At 63.8% G+C, this 14,329-nt stretch carries 12 protein-coding genes; 9 read left to right on the top strand and 3 right to left on the bottom strand.

The genetic code is table 11. The features are described 5' to 3' along the window. Positions 1-427: 427 nt before the first annotated feature. Genes VFJ08_RS09315 through dusA form a run of 3 tightly spaced genes read right to left on the bottom strand, consistent with a single transcriptional unit; the run spans position 428 to position 2,729 of the window. Positions 428-1,156 carry a UDP-2,3-diacylglucosamine diphosphatase gene (locus tag VFJ08_RS09315; RefSeq protein WP_324996925.1) on the bottom strand — a complete coding sequence of 243 codons (729 nt, stop codon included), beginning with the start codon at positions 1,154-1,156 and terminating at the stop codon, positions 428-430. A gap of 12 nt (positions 1,157-1,168) precedes the next feature. Further along, a complete protein-coding gene (locus VFJ08_RS09310) occupies positions 1,169-1,651 on the bottom strand; it encodes a peptidylprolyl isomerase (RefSeq protein ID WP_324996924.1) in 483 nt (160 codons plus the stop codon). A 52-nt stretch (positions 1,652-1,703) separates the two neighbouring features. Beyond that, positions 1,704-2,729, bottom strand: coding sequence for a tRNA dihydrouridine(20/20a) synthase DusA (dusA, locus tag VFJ08_RS09305; RefSeq protein WP_324996923.1), 1,026 nt, complete (start codon positions 2,727-2,729; stop codon positions 1,704-1,706). A 256-nt stretch (positions 2,730-2,985) separates the two neighbouring features. Between dusA and VFJ08_RS09300 the strand changes: the two genes are divergently transcribed. From VFJ08_RS09300 to VFJ08_RS09260, 9 genes are all read left to right on the top strand, one after another. After that, complete coding sequence (locus VFJ08_RS09300) at positions 2,986-3,639, top strand: hypothetical protein (RefSeq protein ID WP_324996922.1); 654 nt, start codon at positions 2,986-2,988, stop codon at positions 3,637-3,639. Positions 3,640-3,699: 60 nt separating this feature from the next. Continuing rightward, positions 3,700-4,749: a quinone-dependent dihydroorotate dehydrogenase gene (locus VFJ08_RS09295; protein WP_324996921.1), complete on the top strand. Its 1,050-nt coding sequence runs from the start codon at positions 3,700-3,702 to the stop codon at positions 4,747-4,749. Positions 4,750-4,951: 202 nt separating this feature from the next. Then, a complete protein-coding gene (locus VFJ08_RS09290) occupies positions 4,952-5,083 on the top strand; it encodes a hypothetical protein (protein ID WP_324996920.1) in 132 nt (43 codons plus the stop codon). Position 5,084: 1 nt separating this feature from the next. Beyond that, positions 5,085-6,524, top strand: a complete 1,440-nt coding sequence (locus tag VFJ08_RS09285) for an alpha/beta hydrolase family protein (protein ID WP_324996919.1) — start codon at positions 5,085-5,087, stop codon at positions 6,522-6,524. A 103-nt stretch (positions 6,525-6,627) separates the two neighbouring features. Further along, positions 6,628-7,749 (top strand): beta-ketoacyl-ACP synthase III, encoded by a 1,122-nt coding sequence (locus VFJ08_RS09280; RefSeq protein ID WP_324996918.1) that lies wholly within the window; start codon positions 6,628-6,630, stop codon positions 7,747-7,749. Between the two features lie 254 nt (positions 7,750-8,003). Then, positions 8,004-10,616 carry an aminopeptidase N gene (gene pepN / locus VFJ08_RS09275; RefSeq protein ID WP_324996917.1) on the top strand — a complete coding sequence of 871 codons (2,613 nt, stop codon included), beginning with the start codon at positions 8,004-8,006 and terminating at the stop codon, positions 10,614-10,616. An 81-nt stretch (positions 10,617-10,697) separates the two neighbouring features. After that, positions 10,698-11,393: a phosphate regulon transcriptional regulator PhoB gene (gene phoB, locus VFJ08_RS09270; protein WP_324996916.1), complete on the top strand. Its 696-nt coding sequence runs from the start codon at positions 10,698-10,700 to the stop codon at positions 11,391-11,393. 9 nt (positions 11,394-11,402) lie between these two features. After that, positions 11,403-12,731, top strand: a complete 1,329-nt coding sequence (gene phoR / locus VFJ08_RS09265; RefSeq protein WP_324996915.1) for a phosphate regulon sensor histidine kinase PhoR — start codon at positions 11,403-11,405, stop codon at positions 12,729-12,731. 377 nt (positions 12,732-13,108) lie between these two features. After that, the gene (locus VFJ08_RS09260) at positions 13,109-14,323 is read left to right on the top strand and encodes a putative porin (protein ID WP_324996914.1); all 1,215 of its coding nucleotides are present in this window, start codon (positions 13,109-13,111) and stop codon (positions 14,321-14,323) included. Positions 14,324-14,329: the final 6 nt, after the last annotated feature.

Raw genomic sequence — 14,329 nt, 5'->3', positions numbered from 1 at the left:
TGATACGCATATCGGATACCCGACGCTCATCCTGCGAAAACACAAAGCAGCACGGATGTATCACTTTGACCGTAAGGTCAAACTAAGTGAGTTTGACCGAATGGTCAATAAATCATAGAGCGTATGAAGCGACCTCGGTCGATTGGTTGAGAAATTACATAAGCTATTGATTAGTAATATTTATAATAAAAAATAAGCGAATTTCTTGTTCCGGTGTCCAATTAAACCGGACAAGCTTTTAGGTGAGACTTTTGTCTTATACTGGGTATTTGCGCATCCGATACTCCACCGTTTGCTCACGTAATTTCAGGAGCGAACTGACGGTATCGGCCCGGCAAGCACACGGCCTGAAATTCGGTAGGTAATTAAAGGTCCGCCGCGTGCTTCGGTACGGCTCACCCGGGGCGTGCGCGGGGGTCGCGTTGTCTTATGCGAACCCGCCGCCGGCGCCCAGCGGAGCGCGTCGAATCCCATTCCGGTCGACGACGAGCACCTCGGCCCGGTCGGGGCGCCAATCGGCCAGGACGTGACGCGCAATGCCGTCGTCGTGGTCCGCGGGGCGGTGGGTGTGCCCGTGGATGATGCGCGCGACATCGTATTCGGCCGCCATGGCCGCCACGGTGGTCCGATTCACATCCATGATGTACGCCGGTTTTGTCGTCTTGGCCGCCGCCGAGCGCCGCCGCGCGCGCCGGGCGACGACGCGGCGCAGCCATAGGGGCAGGGCGAGGCGCCGCTCGCGCCAGCGGGCGTCGGTGTATTTGGCGCGAAACAGCTGATGCGCCACATCATCGCTACAGAACACATCGCCGTGGGCGAGCAGGGTGGGGACGCCGTACAGCGTCAGCACCGTGGGATCGTCGATGATTCGCAGCCGGGATCGCGCCTCGAAGGTGGGGCCGACCGCGAAATCCCGATTGCCGCGCATGAAGTATATCGGCACGCCGGTATCGGCGAGCGCGCGAAAAGCGTCGAGCGTGGCCGCGTGGCGGGCGGTCGAGCCGTCATCGCCGATCCAGACATCGAACAGATCGCCCAGCACGTATAGCGCATCGGCGTCGCGCGCCGGGCCGGCGAGATAACCGGCGAGCCGGCGCGCGGCCGGTGCGTGGTCGTCGACCAGATGCAGATCGGCGATGAAATGGGTCGCGGACAACGACGACGCGAATCAGGCGATTTCAGCCGATTCGATCCGGACCGTTTCCTGCGGCACGTCCTGATGCATGCCGTGTGAGCCCGTCGAGACCTGGGCGATTTCATCGACCACTGCCATGCCCTCGACCACGCGGCCGAATACGGCGTAGCCGGGCCGCGCGCCCATATTGTTGAGGGCCTCGTTGTCTTCAAGATTGATGAAGAATTGCGAGGTGGCCGAATGCGGGTCCTGCGTGCGGGCCATCGACAGCGTGCCGCGTTCGTTGTCCAGGCCGTTGGTGGATTCGTTTTCGATCGGCGCGCGCGTCGACTTCTGATTGAAGCCCTCGTCGAAACCGCCGCCCTGGATCACGAAACCCGGAATCACGCGATGGAAGATCACGCCGTCGTAGAAGCCGTCGCGCACATAGGCCAGAAAATTTTCGGCCGTGATCGGCGCGTTGTGTTCGTCGACATCAATATGGATGTCGCCGAGATTGGTCTTGAAGATCACCATGACAAAGGCTCCGCGCAAAAACGGCTATTGTGCGCCAACCGGTCCGGCTTGCCTATGCCGGGATCCGCTCCGCCGGGGTGACGCGAGCCAGCGCCGCGTCGATGACCTCGAGCCCGGCGCCGGGCCGGCCGCCCTGTTCGGACAGCACACGCCGCCAGGCGCGGCCGCCCGGCTGGGCATGAAACAGGCCGAGCATATGCCGGGTGACGTTCTTCAGCGCGCCACCGGTAGCCAGATGGCGGCCGATGTAGTCGCGCATCGACTCGACCACTTCGAAGCGCGAGGGCGCGGGCGCGTCGTCGTCGAAAAAGCGCGCATCGATCCCGGCCATCGAATAGGGGTTGCGATAGGCCTCGCGGCCGATCATCACACCGTCGACGTGTTCGAGCTGTTCGGCAGCCGTGTCCAAATCCACGATGCCGCCGTTGATCGACATCGGGAGGTCCGGAAAATCCGCGGCCAGCCGATGGACACGCGCATAATCCAGCGGCGGCACCTCGCGGTTCTGTTTCGGGGAGAGCCCCGACAGCCAGGCCTTGCGGGCGTGCACGATCAGCCGATCCGCGCCCGCGGCGGCCACGCGCGCGGCGAAGTCGTAGAGAAATTCGTAGCTGTCCCGATGGTCGATGCCGATGCGCGTCTTGACCGTCACCGGGATCGAAACACGCGCCTTCATGGCGGCCACGCAGTCGGCGATACGCTGCGGCTCGCCCATCATGCAGGCGCCGAAGGCGCCGTTCTGGACCCGATCGGACGGGCAGCCGACATTGATATTCACCTCGTCGAAGCCGGCATTTTCGGCCAGTTCGGCGCAGCGCGCCATGGCGGCGGGCGCGCTGCCGCCGAGTTGCAGCGCCAGTGGATGTTCGTCGGCATGATGCGCCAGAAAGCGCGCCGTATCGCCGTGGATAAGCGCGGCCGTGGTCACCATCTCCGTATACAACAGCGCATGGCGCGTGATGCGGCGCATGAAATAGCGCTGGGCCGGAGTGGTCCAGTCCATCATGGGTGCCACACTGATCCGCGAAGCCCGCCCGTGCCGGTTAAGCGTTGTATTTTCGAGGCTGTCAGAGGTCAATGAAGGCAACTGTCTAGCGCGGTTTATCGTTATTTTACGTGCTTTTTGTTATGCCGTGGCGGCATTTTCACGTGGGCTCGATGACAGCGGCACAAACGCAGCCGGGTCGGCGCCAGTCAATCGATGCAGCGCTTCAGCTCGAGGTCAAGTAAGGTATCTTGCCGCCTTGCGGGGCGACTAGTGATAGATTTCGTCTCTTCGTTTATAGCCTGTCTCGGCCGTGTTGGCCCGGGGTTTGGCTTCACACTGGCGAATAATGATGCATTCGGCAATAGAGCGGGATTATCGGGGCTCCAAGTGCCTATATATTTTCTTTGGCGGCATCAGCAACGGTGTGGAAATACCGCCGTTTGAATTTTATAACGCGGCTCGGATTCTGGATGCGGATAAAATATTCGTTCGCGATCTTAAGCAGGCCTGGTATCAAGCGGGTCTGCAGAATCAAACAAGCAACATTCCCGAAACGACCGCGTTATTAAAGCGAGAAATCCAGGAAGTTAATCCCGACCAGGTCATGTGCGTGGGCGGGTCGATGGGAGGTTTTGCGTCGATGCTGTTCGCGCCGCTCATCGGTGCCACTAAAGCCGTCGTTTTTTCGCCCCAGACATTTATATCGCCCTGGTCACGCATCCGATACCGGGATGGACGCTGGAAAAAAGAGATTCTTCGAATGTATCGTCGTTCTTTTTTCCTGCCGAAAATCTGGGATATAAAATCCCATCTCCAGCGCCACCCGGCTGCTGTGGACGTTTATTACGCCAAGAACCATCATCTTGATCACCTGCACGTCATACGCCTGGCTGCCTTGCCCTCGGTAACTTTGCATGCGATGCCGGGCAGTGGCCATAACGTAGTACGGAAATTACGAGACGACAACGTACTAAAAGACGCTTTGCGGCCGCCTATGTAGGGCTCTGGGCTCTGATCGGCCAGGTTTTCGCATTAAAGTTTCGCTCTCGCTTCGGATGCCATGTATTCGCTGATTCGCCCCGCGCTTTTTCGGCTGGAGCCTGAACGCGCCCATGCACTGACTCTCGACTGGCTGTCGCGGATGGCCCCGGCCGCGAACAGGCTCTACGGCGCGCGTATACCGTCGCTGCCAACCACCGTCATGGGGCTGACGCTGCCCAATCCGGTCGGCTTGGCCGCCGGACTGGACAAGGACGCGGCCCATATCGACGGGTTGGGCGCGCTCGGCTTCGGTTTCGTCGAGGTCGGCACGGTCACGCCCGAACCGCAGCCGGGTAACGACCGGCCGCGGCTGTTCCGCCTGCCCGAGCAGCGCGCGCTGCTCAATCGGTTCGGGTTCAACAATGCCGGCGCCGAGGCTTTGGCCGCGAACCTGGCGCGAGCGCGCTTCGGCGGTATCGTGGGCGTCAATATCGGCAAGAATAAAGCCACGCCCGCCGAGCGGGCGGTGGCCGACTATACGTCGGCGCTGGCCGCGGTCTACGACCGGGCCCACTACGTCACGCTCAATGTGTCGTCGCCCAACACGGCGGGGCTGCGCGACTGGCAGGGTGCGGATGCGCTCGATGGCTTGCTGACGGCCGTGGTCGCCGAGCGGAACCGATGGGCAGACATGCGCGGCCGCTATGTGCCGCTGGCGCTCAAGATCGCGCCGGATCTGGACGAGGCCGGCGTGGACGCGATCGTCGCCCGTCTGCGCCATCACCGGATCGACGGCGTGATCGCGACCAATACAACCACCGCGCGCGACGCTCTGCCGCCGGCCTGGCGCGAACAGGCCGGCGGCGTGAGCGGACGGCCGGTGCGCGCCGCCTCCAATCGGGTGATCGCCGCCCTCAAGGCGCGTCTGGGCGACGATATTCCCATCATCGGCGTGGGCGGCATCATGAGCGGCGCCGATGCCGCGGCCAAGATCGCGGCCGGCGCTTGCGCCGTCCAGCTCTACACGGGGCTGATCTATCGCGGCCCGGCGCTGGTGCGCGAGGCCGTCAGTGCGCTTCGCGCGCAGCGAGACAGCGCATTAGCTGCGTCGCAAAACGCTGACCGATGAATCGATGCACGCGGCCAGATGCCGAATTTTCGAGCCCCGGGGCCGCTTTCCTTGCCGTGGGCGAAGACGACGCGGGGTACGCCGCGGGTGTCGTTCATCGATGGACGCCGATTCGGGTGGCGGGCTACTATGCCATGCGGAAATGTAACGGTGCGCCGGGGCGCAAGGTCGACTTCTGAAGTTCGTTTCGTTCGCCAATCGGGTGGTTCTCACCCTCGCCGTATTGGCGAACCGGGTAGCGAGCCCGGCCGGAGCCGGCGTCCGCCTGCTGATCGGCACCGAGCCCGGCATCGGGGGCGCCGCGGCGCTCCACGACGGCCTGTCGCAGCGCTGATATGCAGCCGTTGCCCGATCCCTCGCCGATGCGCTGGCAGCCGCGCCGGTTCAAGTCGGCGGCGATCGTGGTCGCGGTCGGCCTGGGCTGGCTGGCGGCCGCGTGGCAGGCCAATTGGGCGGTGGCCGTGGTCGGCAGCGTGCCGGGCGTCGTATTGATTGCGACCGGCGCCGGCCAACTGTTTTGGGCCGGCGATCGTCAGCTCTGTTACCACATGGCGTTGGCCGGGCCGGTGAGCTCGCTGTTGGCGCTGATCCTGGGATATTGGCTCGGCTGGATCGCGTGCATCACGCTGATCGTCGGTGGAGCGGCGGCGTTCATCGTCGCCGGCTGGGCGCTGCGCATCCAGCATCCGGTGCCCGCCGATGTCTCGCCGCCGACCGCGCAATTGAAAGTGCTGGCCAAGATAGCCGCCGACGCCGCGCTGTTGGGTTTTTTCGTCAACTGTGCGCGGGTGCCGCATGGGGCGGCGGTGGAAACCGATATCGCCGAACTCGAGGCGATCGGCGCGACGGCCGACGAGCGCGATTGGCTGGCGTGCCCGGAGCGGCTGCATGGGCCTGTCGGGCCGTTCGAGGCGCCGCGCATCGAGCGCGCGCGTACGCTCGGCATCGACTACGAATGGCTGACCGCGGCTTCGCGCTATACCCCCGATCCGGCGCTGCCGGGCATCGAGCGCTGGCAGGCGCATGCGCGCAACCGCACCATGGCCGCGCGCGTGTTGCGCCACGGCAACGGCGCGGGCCGGCCGTGGCTGTTGTGCATTCACGGCTATCGCATGGGCGTCGCCGGGCTGGATTTTCAGTTGTTCGACGTGGGCCGGCTGCATGCGCGGCGCGGTTTGAACCTGATGATGCCGATTCTGCCGCTGCACGGCGTCCGCCGGGCCACGCCGCTAACCGGCGGATTGTTCCTGGACGGCCCGTTTGCCGACCTGATGCATGCCCAGGCGCAATCGCTGGTCGATCTGCGCGGCTGCATCGCTTGGATCCGCGCAATCGATCCGGATGCGCGCATCGGCGTGCTCGGTTACAGCCTCGGCGGCTATCATGCCGCACTGCTGGCAGCGCACGAACCCGATCTGGCCTGTGTGATCGCCGGCATCCCGATGACCGACATCCCAGCCACGCTGTGGCAGCATCTGCCGACCGCGCACGCGCGCTATTTGGAAGCGCGCGGACTGAGCGCCGCCGCCGTGGGCACGCGTCTGGCGCCGGTTTCGCCGTTGGTGGCGAAACCGCGGGTGGCGCGCGAGCGGCGCTTCATCTTCGCCGCCACGGCGGATCAGCTTATCGCGCCCGAACAACCGCTGGCGCTATGGCGCCACTGGGATGAACCGGCCCTGCAGTGGTACCACGGGTCGCATCTTTCGGTGCGCCATGAAGTCGATGTCGACCCGTTCATCAACCGCGCGTTAGCCGATACCGGAATGCACGGGTAACGGCGGCTAAACGAGCCGCGGTTGTGGCCGGGGCTCGCACCGGCCAGAATTGCCGGAATTGTCGGAATCTAATCATGGTCGAACCCCAAGGATAGGAGCTGCGGTGAGCAATGTCGTTCTGACGGCCTCCGGGCTGTACACGCCGGACGAGGCGATTTCCAACGATGAACTCGTGGCGTCTTTCAATGCCTATGTGGATATTTACAACCAGGCGCACGCCGACGATATCGCGGCCGGGCGCGTGGCGCCCCTGTCGCACTCGAACAGCGACTTCATCACCAAGGCATCGGGCATCGAAAGCCGCTACGTGGTCGACAAGGCGGGCATTCTCGACCCCGAGATCATGCACCCGCGTATTCGCACGCGGTCCAACGACGAGCCGTCGATTCAATGCGAGATGGCGCTGGCCGCGATCCGGCCCTGCCTCGAAGCGGCGGGCCGCGCGCCCGAAGACATCGACGCGATCCTGGTGGCCTGTTCCAATCTGCCGCGGCCGTATCCGGCGCTGGCGGTGGAAGTACAGGAGTTTCTCGGCGGCGGCCGTTACGGTTTCGATCTGAATGTAGCCTGCGCCTCGGCGTCGTTCGGTATCCAGACCGCGGCCGATATGATCAATTCGGGCAGCGCGCGGCGGGTGCTGATGGTCAATCCCGAAATTTGCTCGGCGCACCTGAATTTTCGCGATCGCGACAGCCATTTCATCTTCGGCGATGTGGCGACCGCGGCGCTGATCGAGCACGTCGACGATGCGCCGGCCGATCGCGGTTTCGAGGTGCTCGGCACCCGATTATCGACCCGATTTTCCAACAACATCCGCAACAACTTCGGTTTTCTCAACCGGTCCGAGACCGAGCCGCGCCCGCCGGCCGACCGGCTGTTCGTCCAGAACGGACGGCGCGTGTTCAAGGAAGTGGGGCCGATGGTCGCCGAGATGATCGTCAACCATGTCGGCGAACACGATCTGGATGCCGGCGACATCAAGCGGCTGTGGCTGCACCAGGCCAACATCAATATGAACACGCTGATCGCCAAGCGCGTATTCGGGCGCGCGCCGGAAAACGGCGAGATGCCATCGGTGCTGGCCGAGTACGGCAACACCAGTTCGGCGTCGCCGATGATCGTGTTCCACAAGTTCTCGGACGACCTCGCGGCCGGCGATGTCGGCGTCCTCTGCGGCTTTGGCGCCGGCTATTCGGCTGGTAGCGTCATCCTGCGGCGCCGCTGAAAAATAAGAATTTATCCGCAGATCAACGCAGATAGACGCAGATTTAATACAGATAAGACGAAGCTCTTTTTTATCTGCGTGAATCTGCGTCCATCGGTGGATAGTTTTCGTCTGAAGATAAGAATTTGTCCGCAGATCAACGCAGATAGACGCAGATTTAATATAGATAAGACGAAGCTCTTTTTTATCTGTGTGAGTCTGCGTTCATCTGCGGATAGCTTTCGTCTGTATTTAGCCTTCTTTGGAGTCAATCCATGACCGGCAACTCTCAGCGCAAGTATCGCGCCGACTATCGGCCGCCGATCTATCTCATCGATACCGTGGATCTGGATTTTGATATCCGCGATGGCGTGATCCGGGTCACCGCCCGCCATTCGGTGCGCCGCAACCCGCAGGTAATCGGCGAGGGAGATCGCTGGTGGCTCGACGGCCGCGAGCTTCGCTTGCTGAGCATCGCCGTCGACGATGAACCCGTGGCCGACGCAGCCCTGGAAATCACTGCGACCGGCCTGTGGCTGGACGGTCTGCCGGATCGTTTCACGCTCACGGTCGTCACCGAGATCGATCCCGAGCGCAATCTGTCGCTGGAAGGGCTGTATCGCTCGGGCACGATTCTGTGCACGCAGTGCGAGGCGACCGGTTTCTCGCGCATCACCTATTTTCCCGATCGGCCGGACGTGATGTCGCGCTACACCACGCGCGTGGAGGCCGACGCCGCGCGCTATCCGGTGCTGCTGTCCAACGGCAACTGCATCGAATCGGGCGAGGCGGACCACGGGCGCCATTACGCCGTATACGACGACCCGTTCGCCAAGCCCTGCTATTTGTTCGCGCTGGTCGCCGGGGATCTCGGCGTGATCCGCGATACCTTCACCACTGCCTCGGGCCGCGCGGTGGCGCTGCGCGTGTATACCAAACACGGCAACGAGGATCAGTGCCATCACGCCATGGCTTCGCTCAAGGACGCGATGGCCTGGGACGAAGCTACCTACGGTCTGGAATACGACCTCGATTCCTTCGTGATCGTGGCCGTGGGCAGCTTCAACATGGGCGCGATGGAGAACAAAAGCCTCAACATCTTCAACACCGCCTGCATCTTCGCCCACCAAAACACCGCGACCGACGGCGATTTCGCCCGCGTGCGCGATGTGGTCGCCCACGAGTACTTTCATAACTACACCGGCAACCGCGTCACCTGCCGGGACTGGTTCCAGCTCTCGCTCAAGGAAGGATTGACGGTCTATCGCGAGCACCAGTTTGCCATCGACCACGGCTCGCCCGGCGTCACCCGCATCGAGCAGGTGCGCATGATCCGGGATGTTCAGTTCCCCGAGGACGCCGGCCCCAGAGCCCATCCGGTACGGCCCGAATCGTATGTGGAGATGAACAACTTCTACACCATCACGGTGTACGAGAAGGGCGCCGAGCTGATCCGCATGATGGCCCGGATGGCCGGCCGCGACGCCTTTACCACGGCGGTCAAGCACTATCTGGACAAGCACGACGGTCAGGCCGTGACGATCGATGATTTCGTGGCCGCCGTCGAAGAGTCGACTGGGCTGGATTTGGCCCAGTTCCGCCACTGGTACGGCTTTGCCGGCACGCCGCGCCTGCGTGTCGTATCGCGCTACGACGACGGTCGTCTGACGCTGGAAATGGCCCAGGCCACGCCGGCTACGCCGGGCCAGAAGAGCAAGCCGAACTTCGATATACCCGTGTCGGTCGCGCTGTTCGACGATGCCGGGCGCGTCGTCCGCGAACCCGAAATCGTGCGGCTCGACAAACAGCGCGACACCTTCGTGTTCGAGGCTCTCGACCAAGCGCCCACGGTATCGGTACTGCGCGGTCTGACCGCGCCGGTGCGACTGGAGTTCGACCAGAACGAAGCCGCGCTCGTGCGCTTGATGGCGCACGATTCGGACCCGGTGTCGCGCTGGGACGCCGCCCAGAGCCTGTACATGGCCACGCTCAAGGTCGCGGTGAGCGCCCACCGGAATGCCGGACCCATGCCCGAGCTGGGCGCCGGCGTGATCGAGGCGATCGCCACGCTTGTGGCCGATCCGCCCGAAGACCGAGCGCTGCTGGCGGAAATGCTGAGCCTACCGAGCGCGACTCAGATCGGCGAGGCGTTCGAGGCGATCGACGTGGCCGCGGTCGAGGCCGGGCGGCGCCACGTCAAGCGCCGGATCGCGGTGCGGTTCGAGACCGAGCTATGGGCGCTCGTCGATGCCCACGCGCCGCGCGGTGACTATGTCTTCGACCGGGACGCGGCGGGGCGCCGGCGGGTATTCGCCACCGCGCTGGATTATCTGGCCGGCCTGAATACGCCGGCAATTCGCGAGCGCGCGCGTGAGGTATTCGAGCGCGCCGACAACATGACCGACCGCATGGCCGCGCTTAACGCGTTGCAGGACCTGCCGGGCGAGGATCGCGATGCCGTACGCGCCGCGTTCGCGCACCGCTTCGCCGATTATCCGTTGGTGATGGACAAGTGGCTGCGGCTGACCGCGGCCACCGAGGACGGCGACGCCGTGGCCCGGGTGCGTGATTTGCTGGGCGACGCCCGCTTCGATTTCACCAACCCGAACCGCGTGCGCGCGTTGATCGGAGGGTTCGTGCGCGGCAACCCGTTGGCTTTCCATCGCGAGGACGGCGCCGGCTATCGGTTGGTGGCCGACGAGATTCTGCGGCTCGATTCGCTCAATCCCCAGCTTGCGGCGGCGCTGGCCGGTCTACTGGCGCCGTGGCGCCGCTACGCCGAACCCTATGCGTCGGGCATGCGCGACGCATTGGCCCGAATCGGCGCGGCAGAATTGTCGGACAATACCCGCGAAATCGTCGAGGCGGGCTTGGGCGAGGCGGCGTGAGCCCAGGCGGGCGCGCTCTGTGTCACACGGGTGTCATATTGCGTTCATAACATCGACACAAGCCCGATGTGATCGTTCGCCATGGCAAGCAAGCACATACTCGTCGTCGAGGACGAAGCCCCCATTCGCGACATGATCCGGTTCGCGCTCGAGCGCACCGATTTCTCGGTGGCCGAGGCGCCCGACGCCCAGGCGGCCCGGCTCGCGATCGCCGAGCGACGGCCCGATCTGGTGCTGTTGGACTGGATGTTGCCGGGGGTGTCGGGCGTGGAACTGGCGCGGGAATGGCGTCGCGACGAACTGACCGCGAATCTGCCGATCATTCTGGTCACCGCGCGGGTCGACGAGAACGATCGTGTGCGGGGGCTGAATCTCGGCGCCGACGACTACGTGACCAAGCCGTTCTCGTCCTCGGAACTGATTGCCCGCGTACGCGCGGTGCTGCGCCGCAGTCTGCCGGGCGGCGAGGATGAAACGCTCGAGCTCGACGGCCTCATTCTCGACGCCGCGAGCCAGCGCGTCACGGTCGGCGATACCTCGGTCAAGCTGGGGCCGACCGAATATCGTCTGCTGCGTTTTTTCATGAGCAATCCGGAGCGGGTCTACAGCCGCGAGCAGATGCTCGATCGCGTCTGGGGTCAGAATGTCTATGTCGAAGAGCGCACGGTGGATGTGCATATCCGCCGGCTGCGCAAGGCGCTCGCGCCGCACGGTTTCGACGGTTTCATCCAGACGGTGCGCGGCAGCGGCTACCGGTTTTCCCTTAAACCGGTGTAGCCTGCCGGCATGAATGCGCCGGCCAACGACATGCGCCGTGTCTGGTGGATGGCCGGAATGCGATTGGCCGCTTGGTTGGCGTTTGCCGCGTTGATCGGGCTGTTGTTCCACCGTGTCACGCTTGCGCTGCTGGTTGCGCTGGCGATCTATACGGCGGGTCATCTGTTTTTCGCCTATCAGTTGCATCGCTGGCTGACCCAGGCACGGGTCGAGCCGCGCGACGGGTTCGGCGTCTGGCGGGAGATCTATACCGAGCTGTTCCGGCTCAAGCAGCGCAACCGCCGCCGAAAGAAACGGCTCAAGAGCATCGTCGGCGAATTTCAGGCCTCGACCGCGGCGCTGCCCGACGGCGCGGTGGTCATCGACGGCCGCGGCCGTATCGTCTGGTTCAATAATGCAGCGGCCGCGCTGCTCGCGCTACGGGCCGGGCAGGACAACGGCCAGCGGATCGTCAATCTGGTACGCCACCCGCGGTTCGCCGCATTTCTCACCGGGGCCGATCAAACGGGCGCGCCGCTGGAGGTGCCGTCGCCGGTCAACGATGCCGATACGCTGTCGCTGCGCATCGTGCCCTACGGCGACGGCCAACGGCTGCTCGTCGCACGCGACATCAGCGAGCAAAAACGCCTCGAATCCACGCGCCGCGATTTCGCCGCCAACGCCTCGCACGAACTGCGCACGCCGCTGACGGTGCTACGCGGCTATTTGGAGATGATGAAGGAAGAGGCGGTCGATGCCGGTGAGCTGGCGGCTTGGCGGGTGCCGATTCGCGAGATGGACGCGCAGTCCGCGCGCATGGGGCGCATCATCGACAGCCTGCTGCGCCTGGCGCGGCTGGAAAGCGAGGGGCTGGCGCAGGCGCAGGAGGTCATCGACGTGCCGGCCATGATCCGGCGGCTGGCCGAGGATTTTCGCAGGGCCGACGAAGGCCGGCACGAGATCGAGATCGATGTCGAGAACGGGCTGTCGCTGTTCGGGCGCCCGGCCGAAATCGAAAGCGTGATCTCCAACCTCGTGGCCAATGCGCTGCGCTACACGCCGGCCGGCGGCCATGTGACCGTACGCTGGCACGGGCGCAATGGTGCGCCCCGGCTCGCGGTCAGCGACGACGGGCCCGGCATCGCGGCCGAGCATCTGCCGCGATTGACCGAGCGCTTCTACCGGATCGATCCGGGGCGCGGGGCCTCCGACGGCGGCACCGGTCTCGGGCTCGCCATCGTCAAACACGGCCTCGAACATCACGAGGCCGAACTCGTGATCGACAGCACGCCGGGCGTGGGCTCGACCTTTGCCGCTGTTTTCCCTCGTCAGCGTGTCGTGGCCGACAGCGCGGCGTAAACACTGCCCGGGCCAGGCATAAATGGTCCAGCTCCCTAACGGTTCGGCCGGCTGATCCAAAGCCGGGTTCAATCGCTGTCCCCGGCCGTATTGCACGCCGCGCTTTGGCTGCGACCGATATCCAGTGTCACAAAACGTTCACCTTTCGGTCATCGAACTGACACGGCGTGCGAATAACTTGCGTGTTGAGCCACGGCTCCAGGGCCTGGCGCCGAATCTCAACTAGCAGGGAGTTCAATATGAGGAATCCGCTCGCCGATGCTGTGTCGGCGCCGACCCCGCGCGCGCGCGCCGGCCAGTTCGGCGTTGCCGTCGGATCAACGCTCGTCGCCGCATCGTTGCTAATCGCGGCCCCGGCCTCCGCCCAAAGCACGACTATGAAACTGATTCAGATGATGCACGCCAACGGCAGCATCACCGATACGCAGTTCAACCAACTCAAGGCCGCTGCCGCCGAGGAGGGGCGCAATCGGATGTCGTCGATGGCGGATACCAACGCCGGCACGGATACATCGATCCCGACGACACTGGACAATGATGCCAATACCGCCGATTTTCGTCAGAGCGTCGAGGATCGTTTCGATGAGCTATCCTGGCTCGACAAGATCAAGTTCACCGGCGATCTGCGCCTGCGCTACGAATACAACGACAACAGCACGCGCCAAAACGCCGCCGGGCACAATATCGCCCGCAATCGCGGACGACTGCGTTACCGGCTGGGCATCATCGCCGCTCCGATCGCCAATCTGGAAGTCGGCGCCGGGATTGCCAGCGGTGGCGACGATCCGCGTTCCACCAATCAAACCTTCGGCGACGACTTTAGCTCCAAGCCGATCCGGCTCGATTACGCCTACGCGGCCTATAAATTCAACGACTACATCGAAGGCATTGGCGGCAAGTTCAAGTTCGGCGACTATCTTTGGATGCCGACCGATCTGATCTGGGACGGCGACATCAATCCCGAGGGCGCGTCGGTTCATTTACATAGCGACACGGCCGTCGGCACGACGTTTCTAAACAGCGGCGTCTGGGTGCTTCAGGAATTTTCCGGCAATTCGAGCGATCCTTACCTGTACTACGTACAGGGCGGCCAGCATTTCGAAAGCGACAACTTGTTCGCATCGCTGGCCGGCACCTACTATGGCTACGAGAACACGGCCCAGCCGGGCACCTTCAATCCGGACTACAGCGCCGGCACCAACACCACGACCCAGTTCTCCGTGATCGACGTGAACGGCCAGATCGGTACCCGCTTCGGCGCCGGCGGCAAGGCCTCGCTGATCGGGGAATACGTCAAGAACATACATAGCGGCGTCGGCGCCGACACCGGCTATGCCTTGGGCGCCAAGGTCGGGTGGAATAAGTGGGCGATGAAGTATCTCTACGGCGATCTGGATGCCAACGCGGTACCGGACACGTTCCCCGACTCCGATCGCCTGGGCGGCGCAACGGCCATGAAAGGGCACGAAGTCGCGCTGAGCTATGCGCTCAACGATGCCGTCGAACTCGGGCTGGATTACTACAACAGTCAGAGCAAGCGCACGACCGAGGACGAGCAGTTGCTCCAGGCCGATGTCGTCTTCAGCTTCTAAAAAGCG

It is taken from the genome of Salinisphaera sp. (genome assembly GCF_035690525.1).
In the GTDB taxonomy this organism is placed as follows: domain Bacteria; phylum Pseudomonadota; class Gammaproteobacteria; order Nevskiales; family Salinisphaeraceae; genus Salinisphaera.
This window is presented reverse-complemented; position numbering and strand designations above follow the sequence as displayed.

Coding starts and splice junctions, on each gene's coding strand:
- VFJ08_RS09260 (WP_324996914.1), top strand. CDS start 13,109: ATGAAACTGATTCAGATGATGCACGCCAACGGCAGCATCACCGATACG.
- phoR (WP_324996915.1), top strand. CDS start 11,403: ATGAATGCGCCGGCCAACGACATGCGCCGTGTCTGGTGGATGGCCGGA.
- VFJ08_RS09310 (WP_324996924.1), bottom strand. CDS start 1,651: ATGGTGATCTTCAAGACCAATCTCGGCGACATCCATATTGATGTCGAC.
- VFJ08_RS09295 (WP_324996921.1), top strand. CDS start 3,700: ATGTATTCGCTGATTCGCCCCGCGCTTTTTCGGCTGGAGCCTGAACGC.
- VFJ08_RS09300 (WP_324996922.1), top strand. CDS start 2,986: ATGATGCATTCGGCAATAGAGCGGGATTATCGGGGCTCCAAGTGCCTA.
- pepN (WP_324996917.1), top strand. CDS start 8,004: ATGACCGGCAACTCTCAGCGCAAGTATCGCGCCGACTATCGGCCGCCG.
- VFJ08_RS09285 (WP_324996919.1), top strand. CDS start 5,085: ATGCAGCCGTTGCCCGATCCCTCGCCGATGCGCTGGCAGCCGCGCCGG.
- phoB (WP_324996916.1), top strand. CDS start 10,698: ATGGCAAGCAAGCACATACTCGTCGTCGAGGACGAAGCCCCCATTCGC.